This is a genomic window from Curtobacterium sp. MCJR17_043, from assembly GCF_003224315.2.
Lineage (GTDB): Bacteria > Actinomycetota > Actinomycetes > Actinomycetales > Microbacteriaceae > Curtobacterium.
In genome coordinates, this window is the sequence record NZ_CP126259.1 from 859744 (window position 1) to 885720 (window position 25977).

20 protein-coding genes and 6 pseudogenes are annotated in these 25977 nt (G+C 70.8%); 15 read left to right on the plus strand and 11 right to left on the minus strand.

Features of this window, described 5'->3' with window-relative positions; all coding sequences use genetic code 11:
• Positions 1–103: 103 nt before the first annotated feature.
• Entirely contained in the window at positions 104–730 is a 627-nt protein-coding gene (locus DEJ15_RS04555; protein ID WP_284175699.1) for a glycosyltransferase family 4 protein, read from the plus strand.
• A 52-nt stretch (positions 731–782) separates the two neighbouring features.
• A complete protein-coding gene (locus DEJ15_RS04560; protein WP_284175700.1) occupies positions 783–2102 on the plus strand; it encodes a YveK family protein in 1320 nt (439 codons plus the stop codon).
• A 510-nt stretch (positions 2103–2612) separates the two neighbouring features.
• Here the strand turns inward: DEJ15_RS04560 and DEJ15_RS04565 are convergent.
• The 4 genes and pseudogenes from DEJ15_RS04565 to DEJ15_RS04575 all read right to left on the minus strand — a co-directional run bounded on the left by DEJ15_RS04565 (position 2613) and on the right by DEJ15_RS04575 (position 5294).
• Positions 2613–2822 carry a DUF3060 domain-containing protein gene (locus tag DEJ15_RS04565; RefSeq protein ID WP_110823335.1) on the minus strand — a complete coding sequence of 70 codons (210 nt, stop codon included), beginning with the start codon at positions 2820–2822 and terminating at the stop codon, positions 2613–2615.
• Between the two features lie 286 nt (positions 2823–3108).
• On the minus strand, positions 3109–3909 hold the full coding sequence (locus DEJ15_RS04570; RefSeq protein WP_284175701.1) for a hypothetical protein: 801 nt from the start codon (positions 3907–3909) through the stop codon (positions 3109–3111).
• A 361-nt stretch (positions 3910–4270) separates the two neighbouring features.
• Positions 4271–4621 (minus strand): annotated as a pseudogene (locus DEJ15_RS17730) (Ig-like domain-containing protein); the annotation flags it as partial.
• Positions 4566–5294, minus strand: coding sequence for an Ig-like domain-containing protein (locus DEJ15_RS04575; protein WP_284175702.1), 729 nt, complete (start codon positions 5292–5294; stop codon positions 4566–4568). The pseudogene DEJ15_RS17730 and the gene DEJ15_RS04575, both read right to left, overlap by 56 nt.
• Between DEJ15_RS04575 and DEJ15_RS04580 the strand changes: the two genes are divergently transcribed.
• The 5 genes and pseudogenes from DEJ15_RS04580 (at position 5269) to DEJ15_RS04600 (ending at position 10546) form a co-directional block, all read left to right on the plus strand.
• Entirely contained in the window at positions 5269–5667 is a 399-nt protein-coding gene (locus tag DEJ15_RS04580; RefSeq protein WP_284175703.1) for a hypothetical protein, read from the plus strand. The two genes, DEJ15_RS04575 and DEJ15_RS04580, sit on opposite strands and share 26 nt — an antisense overlap.
• A gap of 581 nt (positions 5668–6248) precedes the next feature.
• Positions 6249–8120 carry a molecular chaperone DnaK gene (gene dnaK, locus DEJ15_RS04585; protein WP_110823339.1) on the plus strand — a complete coding sequence of 624 codons (1872 nt, stop codon included), beginning with the start codon at positions 6249–6251 and terminating at the stop codon, positions 8118–8120.
• 105 nt (positions 8121–8225) lie between these two features.
• Positions 8226–8918, plus strand: a complete 693-nt coding sequence (locus DEJ15_RS04590) for a nucleotide exchange factor GrpE (protein ID WP_284175704.1) — start codon at positions 8226–8228, stop codon at positions 8916–8918.
• Between the two features lie 30 nt (positions 8919–8948).
• Positions 8949–9952: pseudogene (locus tag DEJ15_RS04595) on the plus strand (DnaJ C-terminal domain-containing protein).
• 183 nt (positions 9953–10135) lie between these two features.
• Positions 10136–10546 carry a heat shock protein transcriptional repressor HspR gene (locus DEJ15_RS04600; protein WP_110823945.1) on the plus strand — a complete coding sequence of 137 codons (411 nt, stop codon included), beginning with the start codon at positions 10136–10138 and terminating at the stop codon, positions 10544–10546.
• Between the two features lie 190 nt (positions 10547–10736).
• Here DEJ15_RS04600 and DEJ15_RS04605 read toward each other — a convergent pair whose 3' ends face one another.
• Positions 10737–11438, minus strand: coding sequence for a GntR family transcriptional regulator (locus DEJ15_RS04605; protein WP_110823345.1), 702 nt, complete (start codon positions 11436–11438; stop codon positions 10737–10739).
• Positions 11439–11597: 159 nt separating this feature from the next.
• Here DEJ15_RS04605 and DEJ15_RS04610 point away from each other — a divergent pair, with 159 nt between their 5' ends.
• On the plus strand, positions 11598–12749 hold the full coding sequence (locus tag DEJ15_RS04610; RefSeq protein WP_110823946.1) for a class I SAM-dependent methyltransferase: 1152 nt from the start codon (positions 11598–11600) through the stop codon (positions 12747–12749).
• A 167-nt stretch (positions 12750–12916) separates the two neighbouring features.
• Here DEJ15_RS04610 and DEJ15_RS04615 read toward each other — a convergent pair whose 3' ends face one another.
• The 4 genes and pseudogenes from DEJ15_RS04615 to DEJ15_RS04630 form a co-directional block, all read right to left on the minus strand.
• The gene (locus DEJ15_RS04615; protein WP_284175705.1) at positions 12917–13372 is read right to left on the minus strand and encodes a hypothetical protein; all 456 of its coding nucleotides are present in this window, start codon (positions 13370–13372) and stop codon (positions 12917–12919) included.
• Between the two features lie 34 nt (positions 13373–13406).
• Positions 13407–14792, minus strand: coding sequence for a hypothetical protein (locus tag DEJ15_RS04620; RefSeq protein ID WP_284175706.1), 1386 nt, complete (start codon positions 14790–14792; stop codon positions 13407–13409).
• Between the two features lie 318 nt (positions 14793–15110).
• Positions 15111–15945, minus strand: a pseudogene (locus tag DEJ15_RS04625) (aldo/keto reductase).
• Between the two features lie 84 nt (positions 15946–16029).
• A complete protein-coding gene (locus tag DEJ15_RS04630; RefSeq protein WP_502866149.1) occupies positions 16030–16347 on the minus strand; it encodes a pilus assembly protein CpaE in 318 nt (105 codons plus the stop codon).
• Positions 16348–16747: 400 nt separating this feature from the next.
• On the opposite strand from DEJ15_RS04630, the pseudogene DEJ15_RS19355 reads away from it, so the two are divergent.
• From DEJ15_RS19355 to DEJ15_RS04650, 5 genes and pseudogenes are all read left to right on the plus strand, one after another.
• Positions 16748–17402, plus strand: a pseudogene (locus DEJ15_RS19355) (glycosyl hydrolase 2 galactose-binding domain-containing protein).
• Between the two features lie 4 nt (positions 17403–17406).
• The gene (locus DEJ15_RS04640) at positions 17407–19392 is read left to right on the plus strand and encodes a glycoside hydrolase family 2 protein (RefSeq protein ID WP_284175708.1); all 1986 of its coding nucleotides are present in this window, start codon (positions 17407–17409) and stop codon (positions 19390–19392) included.
• Positions 19393–19694: 302 nt separating this feature from the next.
• Positions 19695–19994 (plus strand): twin-arginine translocase TatA/TatE family subunit, encoded by a 300-nt coding sequence (gene tatA / locus DEJ15_RS04645; RefSeq protein ID WP_110823355.1) that lies wholly within the window; start codon positions 19695–19697, stop codon positions 19992–19994.
• Positions 19995–20230: 236 nt separating this feature from the next.
• Positions 20231–20410 (plus strand): annotated as a pseudogene (locus DEJ15_RS17735) (MFS transporter); the annotation flags it as partial.
• Between the two features lie 103 nt (positions 20411–20513).
• Entirely contained in the window at positions 20514–21539 is a 1026-nt protein-coding gene (locus DEJ15_RS04650; RefSeq protein WP_349814939.1) for an MFS transporter, read from the plus strand.
• Here the strand turns inward: DEJ15_RS04650 and DEJ15_RS04655 are convergent.
• Positions 21484–22314 carry a DUF418 domain-containing protein gene (locus DEJ15_RS04655; protein WP_284175709.1) on the minus strand — a complete coding sequence of 277 codons (831 nt, stop codon included), beginning with the start codon at positions 22312–22314 and terminating at the stop codon, positions 21484–21486. The two genes, DEJ15_RS04650 and DEJ15_RS04655, sit on opposite strands and share 56 nt — an antisense overlap.
• Positions 22315–22348: 34 nt before the next feature.
• Positions 22349–22696, minus strand: a pseudogene (locus DEJ15_RS17740) (heparan-alpha-glucosaminide N-acetyltransferase domain-containing protein); the annotation flags it as partial.
• A gap of 358 nt (positions 22697–23054) precedes the next feature.
• Between DEJ15_RS17740 and DEJ15_RS04660 the strand changes: the two are divergent.
• Both DEJ15_RS04660 and DEJ15_RS04665 read left to right on the plus strand, forming a co-directional pair.
• Positions 23055–25223, plus strand: a complete 2169-nt coding sequence (locus DEJ15_RS04660; RefSeq protein ID WP_110823361.1) for an ATP-dependent Clp protease ATP-binding subunit — start codon at positions 23055–23057, stop codon at positions 25221–25223.
• A gap of 225 nt (positions 25224–25448) precedes the next feature.
• A complete protein-coding gene (locus DEJ15_RS04665) occupies positions 25449–25976 on the plus strand; it encodes a DUF2231 domain-containing protein (protein ID WP_181420212.1) in 528 nt (175 codons plus the stop codon).
• The last annotated feature ends 1 nt before the right edge of the window (position 25977 follow it).

A 25977-nucleotide genomic window follows, 5' to 3' on the forward strand; every position in this document is an offset into this window, starting at 1 on the left:
TGGAAGCCGTGGCACCACCGTCTCGTCCGCAACGCTGTCGAGCGGCGCGCCGACCGTGTCGTCGTCTTCACCGAGGACGAACGTCGTCGGCTGGGGGAGGCACGTGCAAGGGGACAAGGTCGCCGTCATCCGCAGCGCGCTGGCCGTCGAACGTTTCGGACCGGAGCCGCATCGGGCTCCGGCTCCAGGGGAGCCCTGGGAGCTGCTGTACGTGGGCCAGCTCGTGGCGTTCAAGCGGGTGCACCTGGCACTCGAGCTCGTCCGGCGGATGCGCGCAGCGGGCCACCCGACTCGGCTCCGGATCATCTCCCACCGCGACACCCTGCGCCCCGATCTCGAGGCCGAAGCACGTCGTCTCGGAGTCGCCGACGCCGTCGAGTACCTCGGCACGCGCACTCGGGACGAGATCGGCCCTGAGATGGCGAAGTCACACTTCCTGGTCCTGCCGTCGCACCGCGAGGCACTCTCGACCGTGACGAGTGAGGCCGCGCTGACGGCGCTGCCCGTCCTGCTCTTCGACGTCAGCGGAGCCGACGAGCAAGTCCCAGGCGGTTGGGAGCGGCCGCACCCGGACGACGCCGAACGCTGGTTCGACCTGGCGCTTCGCCGTGTGGACCACTACGCCGAGGCCGCGGCCGCCTTCGAGCAGAACGCGACGACCGTTCGCGACCGCCTGGGGATCGATCGTGCAGTCCAAGAACACGTGGAGCTGTACCGATCCCTCCTCTGACCATCCACCACCGCAACCCGAACCAGAACGGAACGTCATGTACCTCTCAACCGTGCTCCACACCATCCGCAAGGGGTGGCTCCTCATCCTCGGCGGCGCCGTGCTCGGCCTGCTCGGAGCCGCAGCCGTCAACGTCACTGCCGTGCCGGAGTACAAGGCGACCACGAGCCTGTACGTTTCCGTCGGCGGTTCCACCAACTCGAGTGAGCTCGCTCAAGGAGGCACAGCCGCGGAGCAGAAGGTGCAGTCCTTCGCGGCGGTGGCCACCGGAGCCCGCGTCCTCCAACCGGTGATCGACGAACTCGGGCTCCGCATGACGTCGAACGAACTCGCGGAGAAGGTGGCGACGCAGACCCCGATCGACAGCGTCATCATCGACATCACGGTGACCGACGGTTCGCCGACCAATGCGAGCGCGATCGCGAATGCCGTCGGAGCAAGTCTCGCTGACGTCGTCACGGGCACGCTCGAGACGCCGAGTGCGGACGGGACGAGCCCGTTCCGCATCGAGACCGTGCAGCCTGCGCTCGTTCCGGAGGCGCCGGCGACGCCACGCGTCGTGTCGAACCTCGTTGGTGGACTCGCGCTGGGCCTCCTGGCAGGCCTCGCTGCTGCTGCGGTCCGCATCGCACTCGACACCCGGCTTGAGGGGCGGGTGGACATCGAGGAAACCGGCGGCGCGCCCGTGCTGGGCGAGGTTCCGTACCACCGGGACTTCCGGGACCGGCCGCTCGCCGTCCACAGCGACCCGCTCGCTCCGCGTTCCGAAGCGTTCCGGCGACTCCGTACGAACCTGCGCTTCCTCGAACTCGGGCGCGATTCGAAGAGCTTCGTCGTCACGTCCTCGTTGCCCGGCGAGGGGAAGAGCACCGTTGCGGTCAACATGGCACTCGCTCTCGCCGAGGACGACCAGCGTGTCGTGCTCGTCGACGGCGATCTCCGTCGCCCCAGGGTCGCGGAGATGATGGGCGTCGAGGGTGCGGTCGGATTGACTGACGTCCTCATCGGCCGGGCCGAGCTCCAGGATGCGCTGCAGCCGTGGGGCCGGGGCAATCTGGTGGTGCTGCCCTCCGGACAGGTACCCCCCGAACCCGGCGGAGATGCTCAGCAGCACTGGGATGACCGCGATCCTCGCCGACCTCGAAGCGCGGTTCGACGTCATCGTAATCGACGCGCCGCCGCTCCTGCCCGTGGCGGATGCGGCGATCCTCGGTCGGATCGCGGGGGGGAGCGCTCCTGGTCGCAGCCACACGCAGGACGAGTCGTAAGCACTTCGCGCAAGCCGCCGCTGCATTGCGGGACGCCGGGTCAGAGCCGCTCGGAGCGGTCATCACGATGGCTCGTCCGTCGTCACGAGACCCGTACGCCTTGAACTACTCCTACCAGTCGCCGAGCTGAGGTCGTCCTGCGCGGACTCCCGAGGGCGGGGAACCACAGGTTCCCCGCCCTCTTCGTGTCAGCAGCTCTGAGGGTGGCTCGTCGTTGCTCGGGACATCGAGCGGTTCAGTCGATGAGCGCCCTTCCGCGGACGGTCCGCGTAGGAGGCACGGGTGACGATCATGCCGCTGCCTGCGACTTGAACGCGGCCGGGTCTGGCCGTGGACGCCGCCCGACCGGCACCCGCGAGGAGCATGACCCCGGCAGTGGGTCGTTGAACGCGGACCTCACCAGCCGAGTGCACCGTCGAATACCTACGGAGCGCGCGCCGGCCGTTCTCCGGCACCATGACCTCGGCAGGCTCCGCCGTCTGCCTCTGCTCGGTCGATTGCGTGGTGCGGGCCACATCCACTGGCTCCGGTCCGTCGCATACGCTGCAACACGACAAGGGCGCCCGCGACTCGCGGGCGCCCTTGTCGTGTGATCGGTGACGACTGGCGCGGGATCAGTGGGCCGAGGTGGGGAGAACCTTCGTGCCCGAGCCGAGTTCGTTGAACGCTGGTTCTTCACCGTCGTAGTAGACGGTGTTGTCGGTGCCGCTGCTGGTGACGGTTTCCGCAGCGTGGACCGTGATCGTGTTGTGGTCACCCTCGACGGTGAGCTGCTTGACAGCGCCGATGGTCAGCGTGTTGCCGTGCCCCAGGACGTCGAACACGTCGCAGCCGTCGTGGTTGCTCTTCTGGTCGTCGGCACGGAGCGCGGCGACGCCGTCGGTGCACTTCGCTTCCGCGACGGGATGGGAGGTGGACGAGGGAGACGGGGACGGGCCGGGGGGTGTGCGCCGTGCAGGCGCTGAGCGAGACGATGGTCGCGGCGGCGAGGACGCCGGCGATGATCCGGGTGCGCATGGAGGTCCTTTTGATTCAGGTCGGTCGGTGGACCGGCCACGCGGGAGCGAGGCAGGGGCGGGCTGAGTGCTCGCGCATTCGGCCCGCCCCTGGTCAGTACTCGCTGCGTGCCGGTGGGTGTGTCACTCGGCGGGCGTGATGGTGAACGGAGCGAGGGTGGTGGTCACTCCGTCCTTCGTCGTCTGGCTGACGGTGAAGGTGTAGGGACCGTGGCCGAGCCACTTCGCCACCGCCCATTCCCCGGTGTTGCTGACCTGCGTCGTGACCTTCGCCAGACCGTGACCGGGGTCGAGCGTGACCGTTGCGCCGGCAGCTCCGGTACCGCGGAACGTCTCCGCGCGATCGGGGGGTGAAGGTGTCACCGTCGGCGTGGCTCGTGATCGCGAACGGCTGATCGATCGGCGTGGCTGTCTTGTTCAGGTGCAGTGTCGTGGAGCCGTTGGCTGCACCGTTGGTGGTCTGCGTGACGTCTAGGACGTACGTCCCGCCGCCCAACCACTTCGAGACCGACCAATGTCCGTTACTGGCGACCTGCGCTGTCGCGTCGACGGAGGTGAAGTTGCTGACGTGGACGCGGACCTCGGACCCGGGGGTGCCGGTGCCGGTGAAGGTGACCAGTTCGTTCTTGTGGTCTGAACCTTCTACGGGCGACGTCACGACGAAGGGTCGCGTGACGGACGCCGGCTGGTTGATCTGGATGCTCGTGCGGCCGGTCTCCTCGCCCTCGGGAGTGGTCTGGTAGACGTCGAAGTCGTACGCGCCGGAACCCAGGTACCTGTTCACCGACCACTTCCCGTTCAACGTGACCTGGGTGGTCACCTTCGCCAGACCGTCGACCTTGGGGTCGATGGTGATGGTGCTGCCGGGCGTGCCGGTGCCGGTGAAGGCGACCAACTCTTCCTTGTGCGTGGAACCGGAGGTGGGGGGCGCTGACTCCGAACTTCCGGTCGACGGGTGTGCCCTCCTCGACCAGTTCGATGCCGTCGACACGGCTCTCCTGGCCCTTCGCAGTCTGAACGACATCGAACCGGTAGGTACCGATGTTCATCGGTCGGTCGATGTGCCACGAGCCATCCCACGCAACCGTGGTGGTGTAGTCAGCGAGCCCGCCGAAGGCGTCGAGCAGGACTGTGGCACCGGGCGTGCCGGTGCCGGCGAACCGCACGGTGGACTTCGCCGGGTAGGTGTCACCGGACGTGGGCGAGGTCAGCGAAACGGGGACCACGGCGGCGTCGCGGTCGAGCGTCACCTCCGCGGTGGTGACCGTGTTGCCCCGGGCAGTCTGGGTGACGGTGTAGGTGTGCTCGCCGTCCTGGATCCGCTCGACCGGGATCGAGAAGGAGCCGTCCTCGACTGTGCCGGACGCGACCTCCTTGCCGTTCTCGGTGATCGCGATACGGGCTCCGTCGGTGCCGGTACCGGTGACCGTCGCAGTCGAGTCCTCGAACGCATCGTCCGGGCCCGACGCGGTGACCGCCGCGCCGAAGTCCGCCTCGGTGGTGGCGGTCTGCGTGCCGTCGATGCCGGTCTGCTCGATGGTGAGGGTGTGCTTACCCGCCCCCCAGCGAGTCGATCTCGAGCGACCAGGCGCCGTTCTGCACCTCAGTGGAGCCGAGTCGCTTGCCGTCCTCGTCCTTCACGGTGATCGTGCCGCCGTCGACGCCAGTGCCCTTGACGATCGCCTTCTTCGTGACGTCGTCCGGGAACTCGACCGACGCCGTCGGCTTCGCGACTGAGTTCTTGCCGGGGTTGATCTTCAGGTCGGAGTGCGTGCGGTTGTTGCCCTTCGTGATGCCCGCGGCGACGAGGGTGTACTCGCGGTCCTCGAGCCCGTCGATCGAGGCGAACCAGGTGTTGTTCTTCGCGGCCCTGGTCGAGGCGAGGACGTCATTCGAGTCCTTGTCGTACACGTTGACCTCGGTGCCTGCCGGCGCGGTGCCCTCGATCTCGAGTGGCTCGCCCGGCTCGAGGACGAAGTCGTCGTCGGGTGAGGTGACCACGACGCCCGCGCCGTAGTCGATGTCGACGCTGACGCGGCCGTTGTCCTGGCCGCGGATCTCCTGCCCCACCGTGAGCTCGTAGTTGCCCGGCATGTTCGGTGCGTTGATCGGCGTGGACCACTTGCCCTCGGCGTCCGCCTTCACGGTGACGACGTCGTCCTCGCCGTGCCGGACCGTGACCTTCGTGTTCGGCTGTGCCGTGCCGGAGACCTGCACGACGGTGTGGACGTCGTCGGCGAACGTCGCCGTCGCGGTGACCGGTGCGACCTCGAGCTTCACTTCGACCGTCGTCGTCGCGACGGGCACACTGCCCTGCAACGCCTCCAACTCAACCGACGTGGTTCCGAGCTTCAAACCCGTGAGGTATGCCGAGAACTTTCCGTCATTGACGGACACGGTTTTCCGCTGTGCCTCACCCGCCTCGTCCGTCCACTTCGCCCGCACACCCGTCGCATCGATCGATGCCAGCCCTGATACCGTCGCTGTTCCGGAATCCAGATTGATGTTCGAGACCCCCCGCTACGAATCCCTTGAAGCGGTAGTGTTTCGAACCCTGGCCAAAGTGTGCTTGGTAACCGCTGCCGTAAAAAGAGAATTCATCTATGTACGAGTCCGGCGCTACTTTGAACTGCAGGTCACCACTCGGGAGTAGACGCATCAGCGAATTGTCGGACTCGCAGCTGATGTCGGACCGCATCCGATTGTCCGAGTCCAGACCGAAGCACTGGTTGCCCGCGACTGGGTTGATCATGTGACCGTACTCAGCGAACGGAAAAACGAGGCTCCGGGCAGCTGCTACTGCACTCTCATATGAGTTGTACTTGTTGAAGTGGGTCTGACTCAGAGTTTTCGTCATTCCCCAAACCTCACCATCGGAGCCGACGAGTACGGCGGGGGGCCGCGGTCGATTCGGCCGCTTCCGCTGCGGGCCCGAAACTCAACCCGGTGACGATCGTGGCAGCAGCGAGCCCAGCGGCCCCGACTGCTCGAAGTGTCTTCTTCATATAAGGAGATGTCTTTCGATGCGCGCCGTGCTACTACACGGCTCCAACATGGACATGTGAAATGTCGCATGGACTCGCCGAAAACCTTCTGGGTGCAATGCGTACCTCCCGACCTGCGCCCACCCGACGCAACTTCCGCGCTCAGGACTTGACGCGCCTCCCGTCCTGAGTAAACTTGAGTCCGTCGGACGCAAGTCCAACCCCTTACCCCAACACGAGGAGTCAACACATGGGACGTGCAGTAGGCATCGACCTCGGAACCACCAACTCCGTCGTCTCCGTTCTCGAGGGCGGCGAGCCCACCGTCATCGCCAACGCCGAGGGGCTCCGCACGACGCCCTCGATCGTGGCGTTCACGAAGGACGGCGAGGTGCTCGTCGGCGAGACCGCGAAGCGCCAGGCCGTCACCAACGTCGACCGCACCATCGCGAGCGTGAAGCGCCACATCGGTACCGACTGGAAGGTCGACATCGACGGCAAGAGCTACACGCCGCAGGAGATCTCGGCCCGTACCCTCGGCAAGCTCAAGCGCGACGCCGAGCAGTACCTCGGTGAGGACGTCACGGACGCGGTCATCACCGTCCCGGCGTACTTCAACGACGCCGAGCGCCAGGCCACCAAGGACGCCGGTGAGATCGCCGGCCTCAACGTCCTGCGCATCATCAACGAGCCGACCGCTGCGGCGCTCGCGTACGGCCTCGACAAGGGCAAGGAAGACGAGCTCATCCTGGTCTTCGACCTCGGTGGCGGCACGTTCGACGTCTCCCTGCTCGAGGTGGGCAAGGACGAGGACTTCTCCACGATCCAGGTCCGCGCGACCTCCGGCGACAACCGCCTCGGTGGCGACGACTGGGACCAGCGGATCGTCGACCACCTCGTCAAGAAGTTCAAGGACGAGCACGGCGTCGACCTGTCGACCGACAAGATCGCGAAGCAGCGCCTCAAGGAGGCCGCCGAGCAGGCGAAGAAGGAGCTGTCGAGCCAGCTCAGCGCGAGCATCCAGCTCCCGTACCTGACGCTCACCGCCGACGGCCCGCTCAACCTCGACGAGACCATCTCGCGCGCGCAGTTCGAGCAGATGACCTCCGACCTGCTCGACCGCACGAAGAAGCCCTTCAACGACGTCATCAAGGAAGCGGGCGTGTCGGTCAACGACATCGCGCACGTCGTCCTCGTCGGTGGTTCGACCCGCATGCCCGCCGTGGCCGAGGTCGTCAAGTCGCTGACCGGTGGCAAGTCGCCGAACCAGGGCGTCAACCCGGACGAGGTCGTCGCCGTCGGTGCCGCGCTCCAGGCCGGTGTCCTGAAGGGTGAGCGCAAGGACGTCCTGCTCATCGACGTCACCCCGCTCTCGCTCGGCATCGAGACCAAGGGCGGCCTGATGACGAAGCTCATCGACCGCAACACCGCGATCCCGACCAAGCGCAGCGAGACCTTCACGACCGCCGACTCGAACCAGCCGTCGGTCGCGATCCAGGTCTTCCAGGGTGAGCGCGAGTTCACCCGCGACAACAAGCCGCTCGGCACCTTCGAGCTGACCGGCATCGCGCCGGCCCCGGCGGGCATCCCGCAGATCGAGGTCACGTTCGACATCGACGCCAACGGCATCGTGCACGTGTCCGCGAAGGACAAGGGCACCGGCAAGGAGCAGTCGATGGTCATCTCCGGCGGCTCGTCGCTGCCGAAGGAGGACATCGAGCGCATGGTCCGCGAGGCCGAGGAGCACGCGGCCGAGGACAAGGCCCGCCGTGAGGCGAGCGAGCGTCGCAACCAGGCCGAGCAGCTCGTCTACTCGATCGAGAAGCTCATCAAGGAGAACGACGACAAGCTCCCCGCGGACGTCAAGTCCGAGGTCCAGGGCGACGTCGACGGCCTCAAGTCCGCGCTCGCGGGTGACGACGACGAGGCCGTGAAGACCGCGTTCGACAAGCTCAACGAGTCGCAGGGCAAGCTCGGACAGGCGATCTACGCGCAGAGCCAGGCAGCCGACGCCGCCGGTGATGCGGGTGCGGGCGCCGGTGCCGAGGGCCAGACCACCGCTGACGACGAGGACATCGTCGACGCCGAGGTCGTGGACGACGACGACAACGACAAGAAGTAGGACACATGACCACCAGCAACGAGAACCCGCAGGACCCGCAGCACGACGGCGCCGACCTGCCTGGAGGCTCGGCTGACGGTGGGCAGACCGGGTCCGGCCCGGCGGATGGTTCCGCCGGGCCCGCCGGGTCCGCCCCCCCAGGGTGGGCAGGCACAGGGCGGCCGGGCACAGGGCGGACGGGCGCAGGGCAACCCGGCCGAGGGCTCCGAGGACGGCGCGACGGCTGACGTCGACGGCACCGAGGACCTCATCGAGGCCGAGGGTCCGGACGTCGAGGTGTCGACGGACGCCCCGCCGGCGAACGACCTGAGCCCCGAGGACGAGGCGCTCCTGGCCGACGCAGCGACCGGCATCGCCGAGGACCGGCTCTCGCCGTCCGACCGCGACCTCGTCGGCGAGATGCGGACGGACATGCTCCGCGCCCAGGCCGAGCTCGTGAACTTCCGGAAGCGCGTCGAGCGTGACCGGGACGCCAACCGCGAAGCCGTCATCGCCGAGGTCGTTCGTGCACTGCTCCCGGCCCTCGACGACCTGAACCGCGCCGAGTCCCACGGCGACCTCGCCGAGGGACCGATGCAGGTCATCGCCCAGAAGCTCCGCAGCGGGTTCGACAAGTTCAAGCTCGTGCAGATCGGCGAGAAGGGCGAGACCTTCGACCCCAACGTGCACGAGGCGATCGTCCAGCTGCCCACGCCGGGAGCGACCGGCCAGACCGTGGCGGACGTCGTGGAGCCGGGCTACAAGCTCGGTGACCGCGTGCTCCGTGCGGCCAAGGTCGCCGTGGCGGTGCCGGCCTGAGGGTCGGCGACGGTGGAAGGGAGGTGAGCCGTGGCCAGTCAGGACTGGTTCGACAAGGACTTCTACGCAGTGCTCGGGGTGTCGAAGGACGCCTCCGAGGCTGACCTGAAGAAGACGTACCGGAAGCTCGCGCGGCAGTACCACCCGGACTCCAACCCGGGTGACGCTGCTGCCGAGTCGAAGTTCAAGGAGATCAGCGAGGCGTACTCGGTGCTCTCCGACAAGGAGCAGCGCAAGGAGTACGACCAGGTCCGCGCGATGGGCTCCGGCGCTCGCTTCACCTCGGGTGGTGCGGGCGGCCAGGGCGGCTTCGAGGACGTGTTCGGCGGCATGTTCGGCGGAGGCGGCGGCGGACAGCGCGTCCGGTTCGGCCAGGGCGGTGCCGGCGGTGCGGGCGGGTTCGAAGACATCCTCGGCGGCATGTTCGGCGGGGGGCGGTTTCGGCCAGAACTCCGGCGGCTTCCGCGGCTTCGGCGGACCGACGAAGGGGCGTGACGTCACCGCGACGACCACGCTCGACTTCGCCACCGCGATCGCCGGCGACACCGTCAAGCTCGCGCAGGGCAACGGCCGACCGGTCAACGTCCGCATCCCCGCGGGCGTCGCCGACGGCCAGAAGATCCGGCTGCGTGGTCGAGGCGAACAGAGCCCCGACGGCGGCGAGGCCGGCGACCTGGTGGTCACCGTCTCCGTCCGCAAGCACCCGGTGTTCGAGCGCGACGGGCAGAACCTCCGCGTGGACGTCCCCGTGACGTTCGTCGAGGCGGCGCTCGGCGCCACGATCCAGGTGCCCACACTCGGCGGCGAACCTGTCAAGCTGCGGGTCGCCCCGGGGACGCCCTCGGGCCGGGTCCTCCGGGTCAAGGGCCGGGGCGTCCCGGGCAAGAACGGCACCGGTGACCTGCTCGCCACCGTCCAGGTCGCCGTCCCGTCCCACCTCTCCGACAAGGCCCGCGCAGCGCTCGACGCCCTCGCGGACGCCCTGCCGGACGAGGACCCCCCGCGAGGACCTCCTCGCGAAGGCGCGCGGCTAGCCGCGCACCGAACCGCACTGCACGACCGGCCAGGAGGCTCGGCGCGGCTCCGTCAGGGACCCGAGCCGAGCCTCCAGGCCGGCAGGGTGGGCGCGCCGCCGGCGCGTCCCGTCACAACCGGTGGTGCGGGCACAGACTGGTCCCGCACCACGCGCACGACGGAAGGAGCGCTCGATGACCGAGATGGACGAGAACTCGCCCGTCTTCGCGATCGCGGTCGCGGCGGAACTCGCCGAGATGCACCCGCAGACCCTGCGGCAGTACGACCGGCTCGGCCTCGTCGTGCCCGGGCGCACCCGTGGCGGGTCGCGGCGGTACTCGATGCGCGACATCACCCAGCTCCGCGAGATCGCGCGGCTCGGGTCCGAGGGTGTGTCCCTCGAGGGCATCCGGCGGGTGCTCGACCTCGAGAACGAGAACGCACAGCTGCGCACCCGTGTCCGGGAGCTCGAACGGGCACTCGCCGACCAGCTCATCAGCCGTCCGGGTGCTCGGGTGTTCGCCGCGACGACGACCGGCGCCGCGGTGCCCCTGCGTGCCGGCATGCGGCCGCAGCGCAACACCGCCGTCGTGCTCTACCGGCCGCAGCGCTGACGAACCGTTCGCCCTGACGGTGCCCGTCAGCAGTCGAGCGGCGGATCGGCGAGCGAGCGGGCCGCACTGCCCGCGGCACTGCACGGCCCGGAGCCGTCGGGCCGCTCGTCCGCCGGGACGCACCGATCGACCATCCGGCGACGTGCTCGGACGGAGCGGATGACCTGGCGGATGCACTCCTGGCACACGGTCAGCGCTCCGCATGTCCTCGGAGCGGGTCGTCGTCCCCGTCACCGGCGTCAGCGCGATCCGGGTCCGGCAGCAGGTGCACCGCCCAGGTCGCTCGCTCCGCCAGCCGTCCGTCACGTCCGTCCACGGCGATCCGCAGCGCGACGACACCGTTGCGGATGTGCTCCCACGGCAGTGCCTCGTGCAGCCGGTCGTTCCGCAACCGGAAGGTCAGGCCGTCGAGTGAACTGAGCAACGCCGCCGACAGCATCGGGTTGTGGCACTCGTTGATGAAGGTCCGGTAGACCGGCGTCGCCGCGTCAGCCGTCGGCATCCATCCCGGCTCCTGCATGCAGTCGAGCAGGACGCCGAGACGACGGAACAGCGAGGACCGTGACCGGTCGCTCAGCGACGCGACGGCGAGCCGCACCACACCGCCGAACAGGAGCCCCAGGGCCTGCAGCGCAGGGAGGACGTCCTCGTCCCGCGGCACCGCCACGCGTGTGTACCGGTTCGCCCGCAGTTCGACCAGACCGAGGCGACCCAGGTCCGCGAGGGCCTCCCGCACCGGCGTCCGTGAACACCCGAGCTGCAGCGCGAGTTCGTCGTCGTCGAGTCGTTGGCCGGGACGGAGCCGTCCGCTGATGATCTCCGCACGCAGACGCTCACGAGCGACGTCACGGAGCAGGGTCTTCGTCCCGGGGGTGGGTCGCGCTACGAACATCGGCCCCTCTCGCGGTGCTGCGGAGCCCGGGCGGTCCGGGCGTGTTCCGACCGTACGACTCCTGCTGCACGATGTCGCGTGTGGTATATCGGTGTTCTCCAGCGCCGGGTTGCAGACCGGGGAACGGGACTGCCAGTGCGCCGCGGCTACTCTCGGTCCGTGCCGTCCTTCGACTTCGCCGACCACTTCCGGCGCCACGCCCGCGAGCAGGGCCCGGACCTCATCGCGATCGACGGGACCGACCGGTTCCTCCTCGACGAGGCTCCGCACGTGCACGGCGACGCCCTGCGGCACCCGGGCGCCGTCACGGTGGTGGACGACCGGTACGGGGTGCTCACCCTCGGAGTGCTCGCCCTGCACGGAGCGTCGGATGTCCGTGTGGTCCAGGACTCGCTCGTCGGTGAGCGAGCACTGGAGGCCAGCGCCGGCACGTTCGGCCGTCGCGGGTTCCACCACCCGGAGGGCTTCGAGGAGGCGTTCCGTGACGCCCGACTCGTCATCCTCCGGCTCAGCAAGTCGCACGACCGCCTGGACGAGGTCGCACGCGCGGTCGCCCGCTTCGCCGCGCCGGACGTCGTGCTGCTCTGCGGTGGACGCACGAAGTACATGACCCTGACCCAGAACGACGTGCTCCGGCGGTCGTTCGGCGAGGTCGTCGCGAGCCGTGGGCGCGGCAAGTCCCGCCTGCTCATCGCGTCGGACCCGCTCCGCGCCGCCGCCGAACGCGCCGCGGTGACCGATCCGTGGCCGCGTCAGGTACGTCAGGACGAGCTCGACATCACCATCGCCGCCCACGGCGGCGTGTTCGCGGGCACGTCGCTCGACATCGGGACGCGGGTCCTGCTCGAGGCCGCCGAGGCGGCCATGCCGGAGGCCCGGGTCGTCGTCGACCTCGGGTGCGGCAACGGGGTGGTCGCGACCGTCGTCGCGCGCTCCCGCCCACGCGTGCGCGTGGTGGCGACGGACGTCTCCGCGGCGGCGATCGCCTCGACGCGTCTCACCGCCGACGTCAACGGCGTCGGCGACCGCGTCCGTACCGTGCGGAGCGACGCCGGCGACGAACTCGACGAGGACAGCGCCGACCTGGTGCTGTGCAACCCGCCCTTCCACGCGGACACGACCGTCTCGACGGACGCCGCCGAGGCGATGTTCCGCAACGCGGCCTCGGTGTTGCGTCCGGGTGGGGAACTCTGGACGGTGTGGAACTCGCACCTCCGGTACCGCCCGGTGCTCGAGCGCATGGTCGGACCCACGCGGCAGGTGACGCGGACGGCGAAGTTCACCGTCACGGCGTCGGTCGCCCCGCGCTGAGCTCCGGTCAGACGAGCCGCCGACGTCTGCGGGCCCGGGGGGAGTGGCCGGCCGCGACGGGGACGACCCCGCACCACGGGCGTGGAGCGGGGCCGTCCGCATCAGACCCTCGTGACGGGCCGTCGTGCCGTGCGGGTCAGATCGTGACCGTGACCTGCGTGGAGCGGTCACCCGAGACGACGGTGATGACGTGCTCGCCCGCCGTCAGCCCGGTCACGGTGAGGTGTCCGGTGCCGTCCTCGTGGATGGCGCTGTAGGCGAGGACCGTGCCGTCCGCGTCCTTCGCCTGCAGGCCGCCGATGCCCGAGGGGGAGGCCCCAGACGTCGATCTCGGCGCTGCCGGTGAGTGCCGACGCGTTCACGACCGTGGCCGCGAGCTGGTCGGACGGGTGGTCGCCGTTGCCGACGACCACGTCCTGTTCGGCGGTGCGGTCGCCGTTCGTCGAGGTGACGTGCACCGTCGTCGTCAGCGCTTCCGGTGCAGGCAGGACGACACTCGCGACGCCGCCGTCGCCGATCGTCGCCTGCTTCGTGACGCCGTTCGCGGTGGCCGTCACCTCGGTGCCCTCCGCGCCCGAGAAGTGCGCGACGACCTCGGAGGCGGTGAGGCGGCTGGTGGTCACGGCGACCTCGGCCGGAGCGGGGGTCTCCTCACCGTCACCCTCGCCCGGGTCCGTGGTTCCGCTGCCGTCGCCCTGGCCGGGGTCCGTGGTGCCGCTGCCGTCGCCCTGGCCGGGGTCCGTGGTGCCGCTGCCGTCGCCCTCGCCGGGGTCCGTGGTGCCGCTGCCGTCGCCGTCGCCCTCGCCGGGGTTCGGGGTCCCACCGTCGGCGTCGTAGCGGAGGGAGTACGGCTCCGACTTCCAGCGTCCGTGCTCGTCCTGGTACTGCACGGTGAGCTCGTTCAGGCCCTCCTCGAGGTCCTCCGAGAACGCGATCCGGAAGTCGCCGTCGGCGTCGGTCGTGCCGTGCGCGGCCATGGACCCGGTGTGGTCCGTGACCAGGACCTGTCGGTACGAGCCGACGGTCGACCCCTCGATGGTCGGACGGGCCTCCGTCACGGTGGAGCCGTCGGCGGGCGTCGCGATGGTGAAGCCGGTGGTCTTCGGGGCCCAGGTGACGCTCTGGGAGACCCGCTTCTGCCAGCTGCCGTCCGGCTGCTCGAATGCGACGACGATGCCGTTGTCGCCGAGGTGCAGCGCGCCCTCGATCGTGACCGACCAGTTGCCGTCGGCGTCGGCGGTCGTGCTCCCGAGGGGGGTCGACGCCCATCGCGAGGATGCTGACGCGGCCGTTCGGGCGACCGTGCCCGGTGAAGGTCGGCTGTGCGGTGTCGACCGTGGCGCCGTCAGAGGGGCTCGTCACGTCGTAGACCGGTTCGGTCGCCTCGCCGGGGCCCAGGTTCTCGGAGCCGGAGCCGGAGCCTTCGCCGGTGCCGGAGTCCTCCCCACCCGAGCCGGAGCCCGAGCCGTCCCCGGCGTCCGCGCCGACCTCCGCCACCACCCAGCCGCTCGCCGCGAACCGGTCGTGGTCGGGCGTGCTCGCCGGGACGGCGTCGTTCACGGTCCGGACGAAGGCGTGCTCGGCGTCGGCACCGCCCGGGATCCGGACGCTGAAGTCGCCGTTCGACCCGGTCTCGGCGGTGGCCAGGACGGTCTCGCGGTCGGTCGACGTCTGGACCTCGGCGCGGAGGTTCGTGTGACCCGTGACCACGAGGTCGTCACCGTCGCGGGTGACGGAGTCGATCGTCGGGGTCGCCGCGTAGGCGTCGAGCTCGGCCTGACCCGGCATGCTGTACGTGCCGTTCTTCTTGACGACCGACGCCGTGATGGTCTGCGGACCGGACACGAGCGACTCGAGCGTGCAGGAGTACAGGTTCGGACGCGCCTGGGTCGCGGTGCCGGTGCACAGGACGTGCCCGTCCGCGTCGACGATCTTCAGCGTGCCGCCGGTGACGGAGCTCGTGACCTGGGCCTCCGGGGTGGCCTGCCCGGTGACGAACAGGCGGTTGCCGTCCCGCTCGCCCTGGGCGGTGGCGCCCTGCACCGTGTACACGTTCGTGGTGCTGCCGACGATCGGCCGTGAAGCCGTCGCCCCCCGGGATCGACGGGGTGTCCGCAGTGCTCGTCGCGGCGGAGGCGGCCGACGGGACGAGGGTTGCGGCGAGGACGAGGCCGAAGGCGGCCCCGGCTGTTGCTCGGTGGATCGTGCGCATGGTTCCCTTCCTGTCCGCGCGGAGCACGCGGACCTGGGAATACTGCATGTGGCATACGGAGAAGATCCCGAGTGTGATGGTGAGGTTCCTCCACCAGAACGAGGAAAGCCCCGACCAGATGGCCGGGGCTTTCCTCGTGGGAGCGTTGACTACGCGGGGACGTAGTCGAACGTGTCCGGGTCGGGGCCGGTGCGGTGGCCCTTGTCGAGCGTCGTGATGTCCGTCATGTCCTCGTCCGAGAGCTCGAAGTCGAAGATCTGGAAGTTCTCCTCGACGCGCGAGCGGGTCACCGACTTCGGGAAGACGATGTCGCCGCGCTGGATGTGCCAGCGGAGGACGACCTGGGCCGGGGTCTTGCCCGTGCTGCGGGCGATGCGGGTGATCGTCTCGTCGTCGAGCACGAGACCCTGGGCGATCGGGGACCAGGCCTCGGTCGCGATGCCGTGCTCCGAGCCGTACGCGCGGAGCTCGTCCTGCACGAGGTACGGGTGCACCTCGATCTGGTTCACGGCCGGCGTGATCGTGGTCTCGGCAGCGAGACGGTTCAGGTGGTGCGCCTGGAAGTTGCTGACGCCGATCGAGCGCGCGGTGCCGGCGTGGTAGAGCTCCTCGAGCGCCTTCCAGGTCGGGACGAAGTCGCTCACGGTCGGGAGCGGCCAGTGGATGAGGAAGAGGTCCGTGTAGCCACCGAGCAGGTCGGCCGACTTCTTGCCGTTCTCGGCTGCTGCGTCCGGGGCGTGGAAGCCGTTGTTGAGCTTCGAGGTGACGAAGACCTCCTCGCGGGGGGATGCCCGACTCGGCGATCGCCTCACCGACCTCCTTCTCGTTGCCGTACATCTCGGCGGTGTCGATGTGGCGGTAGCCGACCTCGAGCGCAGTGAGGGTTGCGGCCTTCGTCTCGGCGGGGTCGATCTGGAAGACGCCGAAGCCGAGCTGCGGGATCGTGCGTCCGTCGTTGAGCGTGATGTTCGGAACGGTGGTCATGCGTCGATCCAACTCCCGACGTCGCGCACGGCTTCCCGGGGACGGTCAGGCGGGCGTGTCCCCCCTCCCGCCGGTCCGGGTGGGTCAGGCGAGTGCGGCCGCGATGTACGCGGCGAGCGCCTCGCCGTAGGCCACCGCCGGGTCGGCCGAGGCGAAGGTCCGGTCGGTGCCGGCGATGCGGGCGGTGACCGTCCACAGCACCTGGTCGTCTTGGCCGACCAGCCGCGTCAGTCCGACGAACGCCGGCCCGAGCAGGTCCCGCAGTTGGTCCTCGCGCGGCAGCCACAGGGAGTCGGCCGCGGCGACCGAGTCGAGCGCCCACTCGGTCGTGCCGTTGAAGCCGAGTTCGACGCCCGTGGGGTGGTCGTGCCGCTCGACCGTCATCTCGGAGACGGTGTACACGTCCTCGTCGACCCCCCGGCTTGTCGATGACGAACCGGTCGCCGGTGTCCGGGTGCCAGCGGAGCCCCGCGGTGCGGAGGGCACGGGCGAGTTCCACGGTGATCATGCGCCCACACTGGCACGCACCGGACCGGCCGGCACCGAGCGCACGACCAGGTTGCGGACCGGACCCGCGAGGCCGCGCTCCCGGGACGGCAGGACGGCCCTCCGGAGAACTCGTCGGGCGGTCGTACTACCATCGCGACGCACCCGCGCGTCACGCCCGTCGTGACGCGCGCGCGACGCGACGACGCCCGGCCACCGGTGCCGCGCCTCCCGGTCGGACCACCGACCACGGGGCGGGCCGAGGGCCGGCGTCCCGAACCGCAGGGCCGACCGGCCCGCTCAGCAAAGGACCCGTATGACCCTCGACCGTGAGGAACTCCGCGACGGTTGGACCGTGTCGCTCGTCGAGGACGGCGCCTCCGGCGTCGCTGCCGACCTGCCGACCGGCGTCCGCGGTGTCACGTTGCCGGCGACCGTGCCCGGACAGGTGCACACCGACCTGGAGCGTGCCGGGCTGCTGCCCGATCCCACCTTCGACCGCAACGAGACCCGGACGCAGTGGGTCGGGCAGTCGGACTGGGCGTACCGACGGCAGCTCGACGTCGACCCCCCGCGGCCACGAACGGGTCGACCTCGTCTGCGACGGCCTGGACACCGTGGCCGAGCTGTCCCTCGACGGAGTCCCGATCGCGACCACGCGGAACATGCACCGGCGCTACCGGTTCGACCTCCGGCAGGTCGAGACGTCGGGTCCGGTCGACGGCAAGGAACTCGAGATCGCGTTCGAGTCGCCCTACCGCGAGGCCGAGCGCGTCGCCGCGCGCGCGGGCAGCATGCCCGGCCCGTACGACGAGCCGTTCCCGTACGTGCGGAAGATGGCGTCGAACTTCGGGTGGGACTGGGGGGCTGACCGCGGTCACGAGCGGACCGTGGCGACCGGTCGCGATCGAGCGGTGGTCGACCGCCCGTCTCGCCGACATCCGGCCCCTCGTCGACGTCGAGGCCGGTGAGGGCGTGCTCGACACCCACATCGCCCTCGAGCGCTCCGGCCCGACGCTCCACGGCACGAGCACCGGCGACCTCGACCTGGACGGCGAGGACGACGACCTCGTGCTCGTCGTGACCGTCTCGGGTCCCACGGTCGACGGGCGGACGACCAAGCAGCGGTCCCGCGCCCAGGTCACCCCGAAGGAGGACGGTGCGGTCGTCACGGTCCGTGTCCCGGACGCGGCGCTGTGGTGGCCGCGCGGGTACGGCGAGCAGGCCCTCCACGACGTGGTCGTGGAGCTGCAGACCGTCGACGGCGCGGTGCTCGACCGGCGATCGTTCCGCACCGGGTTCCGGTCCGCCGGGGTGCGGACGGCGCTCGACTCCGCCGGTCGCCCGTTCGAGGTCGTCGTCAACGGCACCGTCATCGACGTCCGCGGCGTGAACTGGATCCCCGACGACGTCATCGTGTCGCGGGTCGACCGTGCGCGGTACGCCGCCCGGCTCGACGCGGCGGTCGACCTGCGCGCGAACCTCGTCCGCGTCTGGGGTGGCGGGGTCTACGAGTCGCACGACTTCTACGAGCTGTGCGACGAGCGCGGTCTGCTCGTCTGGCAGGACTTCCCCTTCGCGTGCGCCGCGTACCCGGAGGACGAACCGCTCCGCGGCGAGGTCATCGCCGAGGCGCAGGACAACGTCGCCCGGCTGTCGCGGCACCCGTCCCTCGTGGTGTGGAACGGCAACAACGAGAACATCTGGCTGCACGACGTCGACGGCTGGGGGGGACGAGCTCGGCGACCGCCCGTGGGGCCTCGGTTACTACCTCGACCTGCTGCCGACGATCGTCGACGCGGTCGACCCGTCCCGCTTCTACACGGTGGCGTCGCCGTGGTCGGGGTCCGAGTCGATCGAGCCGAACCACGTCGACCACGAGACGCACCACTCGTGGGACGTCTGGAACCGGGTGTCCGACGACCACTACCGCGACTCGGTGCCCCGGTTCGTCTCCGAGTTCGGGTGGCAGGCGCCGCCGGCCTGGCGCACGCTCCGCGACGCGGTGACCGACGAGCCGATGACGCCGACGTCCCCCCGGGGTGGTGCACCACCAGAAGGCCGCCGACGGGATGGCGAAGCTCGCGCGGGGGGATCGAACCGCGGTTCGGCAGCGCCGGGGACGACCTCGACCGCTGGCACTACCTGACCCAGCTCCAGCAGGCCCGCGCGATCGCGACCGGCGTCGAGCACTGGCGGACGCACTGGCCCCGCAACACGGGCGTCGTGGTCTGGCAGCTCAACGACCTGTGGCCGGTCTCGTCGTGGTCCGCGATCGACTCAGCCGGTCGCCGCAAACCGCTCGCGCACGAGCTCCGCCGGCTCTACGACGACGTCCTCGTCGCGATCCGCCCGGTGTCGACCGTCGACACCGCCGTCCGCGCGGTGCCCACCGAGGTCGACGACCGGACGGGAGGCCCGGCTCCGCGCACCGCGTCCCTGCCGGTCACCGACGTGGCCGGGTCCGGCACCGTCCCCGGCGACGACGGGCGTGACGACCCGTCGCGGGCCTCCGACGCCTCGCCGGTCGAGGTCGCGGTCCGCTCCGCCCGCACCGGGCTCGACACCGTCGTCCGGGTGCGCCGGATCGACCTGTCCGGGCGGATCCTGGCGGAGGAGACCCTGCCCGTCGTGCTCGACCGTCCGGGGGGTCGCCGTCGTTCGGCTGCCCGCGAGCGTCGGTGTCGTGGACGACGCCCGGGGCGAGGTCGTCGTCGCGGACATGGACTGGCGCCGGGCCGTGTGGACGCCGGCGCCGGACCGGGAGATGCGCTGGCAGCCCGCGCGGTACCGGGCGACGTTCTCGGCGACGCCGGAGGGCGACGGGCTCGACCTCGTCGTCGAGGCCGACTCCCTCGTCCGCGACCTGCTCGTGCAGCCGGACCGGGTGGCCGCGACGGGCACGGTCGACCGCGGGTTCATGACGCTGCTGCCGGGGGGAGCGCGTGCGGTACCGCCTGACCGGCGTCGGGGAGGCGGACATCGCGGCCCTGACGAGCGAGCCGGCGCTGCTGACGCTCGACCGGGTCCTCGCGGAGCGGAGGAGCGAGGCGGAAGCCTGAGCCCGACCGGCGCCGGGGCACCGCCCGCTCGGCCGTCCCTGGACGAACGGTGACCATCGGGCTCCTCGCCTGGGCTTCTCACGCGGTGCGAGTTACGATGGTGGGACAGCGGGACACCGCCGGACCGGTCGACGGTGACCGGACGGGACGACCAGGGACACTGGTCGGACGGCGGCCAGTTCCAGTACCGAAGGAGTCGACATGTTGCAAGGCCTCACCGGAATCCACCTGGTGATCATCCTCGGCATCGTGCTGCTGTTGTTCGGTGCGACGAAGCTCCCGGCGCTCGCGAAGGGCCTCGGCCAGTCGATCAACGTCTTCAAGAAGGAGATGGGGACCGACGACGGCAAGAAGACCGGCGCCGCCTCGACCGATGCGACCGCGAACGCCGCACCCGTCCAGCAGCCGACGGCGCAGTACCCGAGCAGCAACGGCGTCCAGGAGCCGGTCGTGAACCCCGGCCCGTCCACGCAGCCGAACAGCGACTCCCGCTCCCTCTAGACCGCCGACCCATCGGCATCCCGGCCCCGGGACCGACGACAGCCCTCGTGCACCAGCACGGGGGGCTGTCGCCGTTGCACGGCGCGACCGGGCGCATGATGGCCTCATGACGACCAGCGCCCCAGCCGCAGCCGCCGACCGGTCGGGAGGCACGGCCCCCCCTCCACGACGACCGACGCCTGGTGCTCGTGGTCGCGGTCCTCGCGTCCTTCGTCGTGGGGCTCGACTCCAGCGTCGTGAACGTCGCACTCCCCGCGATCCGGACCGAGCTCGGCGGTGGCCTCGTCGTCCAGCAGTGGACGGTGGACGCCTACCTGGTCACGCTGGGGTCGCTGGTCCTGGTCGCCGGGTCGCTCTCCGACCTCTTCGGCCGGGTCCGCATCATCACGTGGGGTCTCGTCGTGTTCGGCGTCGCCTCGGTCCTGTGCGCCGCTGCACCGAGCGGCGAGGTGCTCGTCGTCGCGCGCGCGGTGCAGGGGGGTCGGTGGAGCGCTGGTCACCCCGAGTGCGCTCGCGCTGATCGTCGCCGCCTACCGCGGGGCAGCCCAGACGAAGGCGATCGGGACGTGGACGGCCTGGTCGAGCGCAGCGATGATCCTCGGCCCCGTCGTCGGCGGGCTCGTCGTGGACGGCATCGGGTGGCGCTGGATCTTCGTGCTGACCGCGGTGCCGATCGTGGTGACGATCCCGCTCGTCCGCCGCATCGGGTCCGAGGTGCGCGGCGGCCCGCACGCGCGGGTGGACGTCGTCGGCGCGGTGCTGGCGGTCGTCGGGGTCGGTGGCGTCGTGCTCGGGCTCATCGAGCAGGAGCGGCTCGGGTGGGGCTCGCCCGTGGTCGTCGGCGCGCTGGTCATCGGCGGGGTCGCGCTCGGGGCGTTCGTGCCGTGGGAGCTCCGGGTGACCCGGACGTCCGGGGCGCCGCTCGTCCCGCTCGGGCTCTTCCGGGCGCGGAACTTCACCGTCGGGAACCTCGCGACGCTCTCGATCTACGGCGCACTCGGGATGGTCTTCTTCGTCGTCACGCTGTTCCTCCAGGAGGTCTGGGGTTTCCCGGCATGGGTGGCGGGCCTCGCGACGCTGCCGCCGACGCTGATGCTCCTCGCGCTGTCCACCACGGTCGGTGCGCTGGCCGGTCGGTTCGGACCGCGGTGGTTCATGACGGCCGGGCCGGCGATCGCCGCGGTCGGTGCGCTGCTCATGCTCCTCGCCGGGGACGACCCGGCCGGGTACTGGTGGTCGGTCCTGCCGGGACTGGTCCTCGTCGGTGCCGGCATCGCGACGATGGTGACCCCGCTGACGAGCGCCGTCCTCGGCTCCGTCCCGCAGACCCAGGCAGGTGCGGGGTCGGCGGTGAACAACGCCGTGGCGCGCATCGCGGGCCTCGTGACGGTGGCGCTCGCCGGGGTCGTCCTGGGCGGCGAGATCGGCGTCGCCGGCCTGCACCGGGCGATGGTCGTGATGGCGGTGCTGCTGCTGGCCGGAGCCGTCGTCAGTGCGGTCGGGATCGTGGACCCGGACCGTCGAGACTCCGACTCGTCCGCCTGACCAGCCGTTCGAGCGGCCCGGTGCCGATCCACCGCCGCCACGGGGTCGCCACCAGACCGGCGCCGACGACCACCAGGAGGGTCGCCGTCCACCCGGAGTGCCAGCGTCCGTCACCGGTTGCGTCGAGTGCGGCGTACACGACGATGTGGGCGGCGTAGACGCTCAGGGCGAGTGCCCCGACGGCACGCACCGGGGCGAGGAGGACGCCGGCGCGACGTGCGGTGAGGAGGCCGAGCGCGAGGACCGCGAGCGCGACGCCGAGTGCGCCGACCACCTCCGGCGTCGACCCGGCGTGCGGCTGCACCGAGGTCAACCCTGCCCAGTCGACACCGGGGTGCGCGACCGTGCCGCCACCCTGTGGGACGAGGTGTGGTCCGGCGCCGGCCGGGCTGGTCCCCGCCGACCCGGCCCCGGCGGAACCCGCGCCGGCCGTACCGGAGCCGGTGGACGCCGACCCGCTCACGCTCGTGTCGCCGGGTGGGAGTCCCAGGGCCGCCCGGACGAGGACACCGCCGCCGTAGCCGACCACCCCGGCGGCGATGCCGGTGGCGAGCAGGAGCAGGTGCACCCGGGTCCGCCGGAGCGGGAGCCGTCCGACCACGAGCCCGACGAGGACGACGCCCCACCAGGTGATGCCCGGGTAGGCACCGAGCAGGACGCCGTGCACGAGTGGGTCGCTGGCGTCGTGCAGCACCGACCGGCCGACCGCGGTGCAGACCGGTCCCGTCACGAGCGCTGCGGCCGCGACCCCCCGCGACCGTGCGGGTGCGGGCACCCAGGAGCGGGATCGTCGCCACGAAGCACACCGCGTACGTGGGCAGGATGACCTGGACCGGGGTGTCGAGGACGGTCAGGAGGGAGCCGAGGACGAACAGGGCGACCGCGCGGACGAGCACCCACCGTCGGTGCGCCACGAGGTCCTCCGGTGCCGACGGGTCCGACGGGTCCGACGCCGGCCGAGGTCGGGTCATCAGCGTGAGCGAGACGCCGGCGCAGAGGGCGAAGAGGACCGCCGAGCGCCCGTCGACCACCGCCGCCCAGGTGTCCGGCCGCGCCCAGTCGAAGTCGGGGTGCGGTGGACCGAGGTGCGCCACGACCATGCCGAGCACGGCCAGACCGCGGGCGAGGTCGAGGCCGTCCAGCCGGGACGGTCGCACAATCGACGCCGGGGCTGGCCCGGCGGACAGCCCGTCGGCGGACGGCCCGTCGGCGGATCGACCTGCGGCCGGGCCCGGGGACCGGCCGGGGGGATCGGCGGGTGGAGCGGCGGAGGGACGGGAGCGGACCCGGGGTCCGGCGAGCTGTCGAGGCGGTCATGTCCCCAGCACAGCGCGCGGGGTGTTTCGTCGGAGTTGCCCGCAGGTGGCGGGAATGCCGTCACCCGCCGTAAACTTGAGTCAAGTGGACTCAGGAAGGCGCTGACGGGATGGGCCCCGCGCCGGACGGTCCGAGGACTCCGGTCCGGCTGGCGGTCGCCGGCCGACCACACGGCAACGCAACGGAAGGACGGAACGCATGGCGAACCTCCAGGGCGCTCCTGACTCGCAGGAGAAGCAGAAGACCGCCCTCCAGCAGTACGGCGTCGACCTCACGGCGATCGCGCGGAGCGGCAAGCTCGACCCGGTGATCGGGCGGGACGCCGAGATCCGGCGGGTGTCGCAGGTGCTCACCCGCCGCACGAAGAACAACCCGGTGCTCATCGGCGAGCCCGGCGTCGGCAAGACCGCCGTCGTCGAGGGGCTCGCGCAGCGCATCGTCGCCGGTGACGTCGCCGACTCGCTCAAGGACAAGCGGCTCGTCTCGCTCGACATGTCCGCCCTCATCGCCGGTGCGAAGTACCGCGGCGAGTTCGAGGAGCGACTCAAGGCCGTGCTCAAGGAGATCGACGACTCCGACGGGCAGGTCATCACGTTCATCGACGAGCTGCACACGCTCATGGGCGCAGGCGGCGGCGAGGGGTCCGTCGCCGCGTCGAACATGCTCAAGCCGATGCTGGCGCGCGGCGAGCTCCGGCTCATCGGGGCGACGACGCTCGACGAGTACCGCGAGTACATCGAGAAGGACGCCGCCCTCGAGCGACGCTTCCAGCAGGTGTACGTCGGGGAGCCGAGCGTCGAGGACACCGTCGCGATCCTCCGCGGCCTCAAGGAACGCTACGAGGCGCACCACAAGGTGACGATCAACGACTCCGCCCTCGTGGCCGCGTCGGCGCTGTCCGACCGGTACATCTCCGGCCGTCAGCTGCCGGACAAGGCGATCGACCTCATCGACGAGGCGGCGAGCCGACTGCGGATGGAGATCGACTCCAGCCCCGTCGAGATCGACGAGCTCAAGCGCACCGTCGACCGGCTGCGCGTCGAGGAGTTCGCGCTCAAGCAGGAGAAGGACGACGCCTCGAAGGCCCGGCTCGAGACCCTGCGGGACGAACTCCGCACCCGCGGCGAGCTGCTCGCCGGACTGGAGGCGCGGTGGCAGGCCGAGCGCGCCACCCTGAACCGGATCGGTGAGCTGAAGCAGCAGCTCGACGACCTCAACATGCGGTCGCAGCGTGCCCAGCGGGAAGCCGACTACGAGACCGTGTCCCGCCTGGAGTACGGCGAGAAGCCCCGCATCGAGGCCGAACTCGCCGCAGCCGAGCAGGCCGGGTCCACCGACCGCATGGTGAACGACAGCGTCACCGACGAGGACATCGCCGCCGTCATCGCGCAGTGGACCGGCATCCCCGTCGGGCGCCTGCTGCAGGGCGAGACCGAGAAGCTCCTGCACCTGGAGAGCGAACTCGGCCGTCGGATCATCGGGCAGCGGACCGCCGTGTCGGCCGTGTCGGAAGCGGTCCGTCGGACCCGCGCCGGCATCTCCGACCCGGACCGTCCGACCGGCTCGTTCCTGTTCCTCGGCCCCACCGGCGTCGGCAAGACCGAGCTCGCGAAGGCGCTCGCCGAGTTCCTGTTCGACGACGAGAAGGCCCTCGTCCGCATCGACATGAGCGAGTACGGCGAGAAGCACTCGGTCGCGCGGCTCATCGGCGCCCCGCCCGGGTACGTCGGCTACGAGGCCGGCGGGCAGCTCACCGAGGCCGTCCGCCGTCGGCCATACTCGGTGATCCTGCTCGACGAGATCGAGAAGGCGCACCCCGAGGTGTTCGACGTCCTGCTCCAGGTCCTCGACGACGGCCGGCTCACCGACGGGCAGGGCCGCACGGTCGACTTCCGGAACACGATCCTCGTGCTGACGTCGAACCTCGGGTCGCAGTTCCTCACCGACCCGGCGCTCTCCGCCGAGCAGCGTGAGGCGGCGGTCCGCGAACTGGTGCAGCAGGCGTTCCGTCCGGAGTTCCTCAACCGGCTCGACGACATGGTCGTCTTCCAGGCGCTCACCCCGGACGACCTCAGCCAGATCGTCTCGCTCTACGTCGACCGACTCGCGCGTCGACTGTCCGGTCGCCGCCTCGAGCTCGCCGTGACGCCGGACGCCCGCACCTGGCTCGCCGAGGGCGGGTACGACCCGGCCTACGGCGCTCGGCCCCTCCGCCGGCTCATGCAGCGGCAGATCGACGACCAGCTCGCTCGCGCCATCCTCGCCGGCGACGTCCGGGACGGCGACACCGTCCGCGTCGACGTCGCGCCGGGTGGGGAGCAGCTCACCGTCGAACCGTTCGAGGTCGGCGAGCTGGTCGAGGAGTGACCGGCCCGGCCCGCACCACGGCACCACGGCGGGCGCGGGCGTGACGGCCGCGCGGTGACGGACGGGAGGCCCGGTGCCGGTCGCAGGGACCGGTGCCGGGCCTCCCGTCCTGCGGTGCCGGCCGTCGTCGGTGTCGCCTGGCGGACAGTGGCGGCGTGCTGTGAACCCGATCCCCGGCGGCGGTCTACCGTCGGCGGCATGCCGGAGATTGCAGCACTGCGACGCGTGACCGATTCCATCGAGCAGGCGAGTGTGCTCGACAAGGCCGTCGACCTGGACCGCAAGGTCGTCAACGCCCTCATCCGACCGCGGGCGCTCCGGCAGATCCTGCACGGGGTGCCGTTCGGGCACCCGATCCACCCGCTCATGGTGCAGGTGCCGCTCGGTGCCTGGATCTCCGCGGCCGTCCTCGACCTCGTCGGCGGGAAGGGCAACGAGAAAGCCGCGAAGACCCTCGTCGGGCTCGGCGTCGCCTCCGCCGGGAGCGCGAGCGTCGCCGGCTACACCGATTGGTCGGAGATGAACCGCGAGCAGCTGCGCACGGGTTGGGTGCACCAGGCGGTGAACTGGGTCGGCATCACGTTCTACGGCCTCTCGTGGCTGCAGCGGAAGCGCGGCAACCACGCAGCCGGGCGGACGCTGGGGTTCATCGGACTCGCGACCGTCTCGGTCGGCGGGTACCTCGGTGGGCACCTGTCCTACCGGCAGCGTGGCGGCGTCAGCACCTCGGGCGAGGTCCCCTTCGACGCGTAGG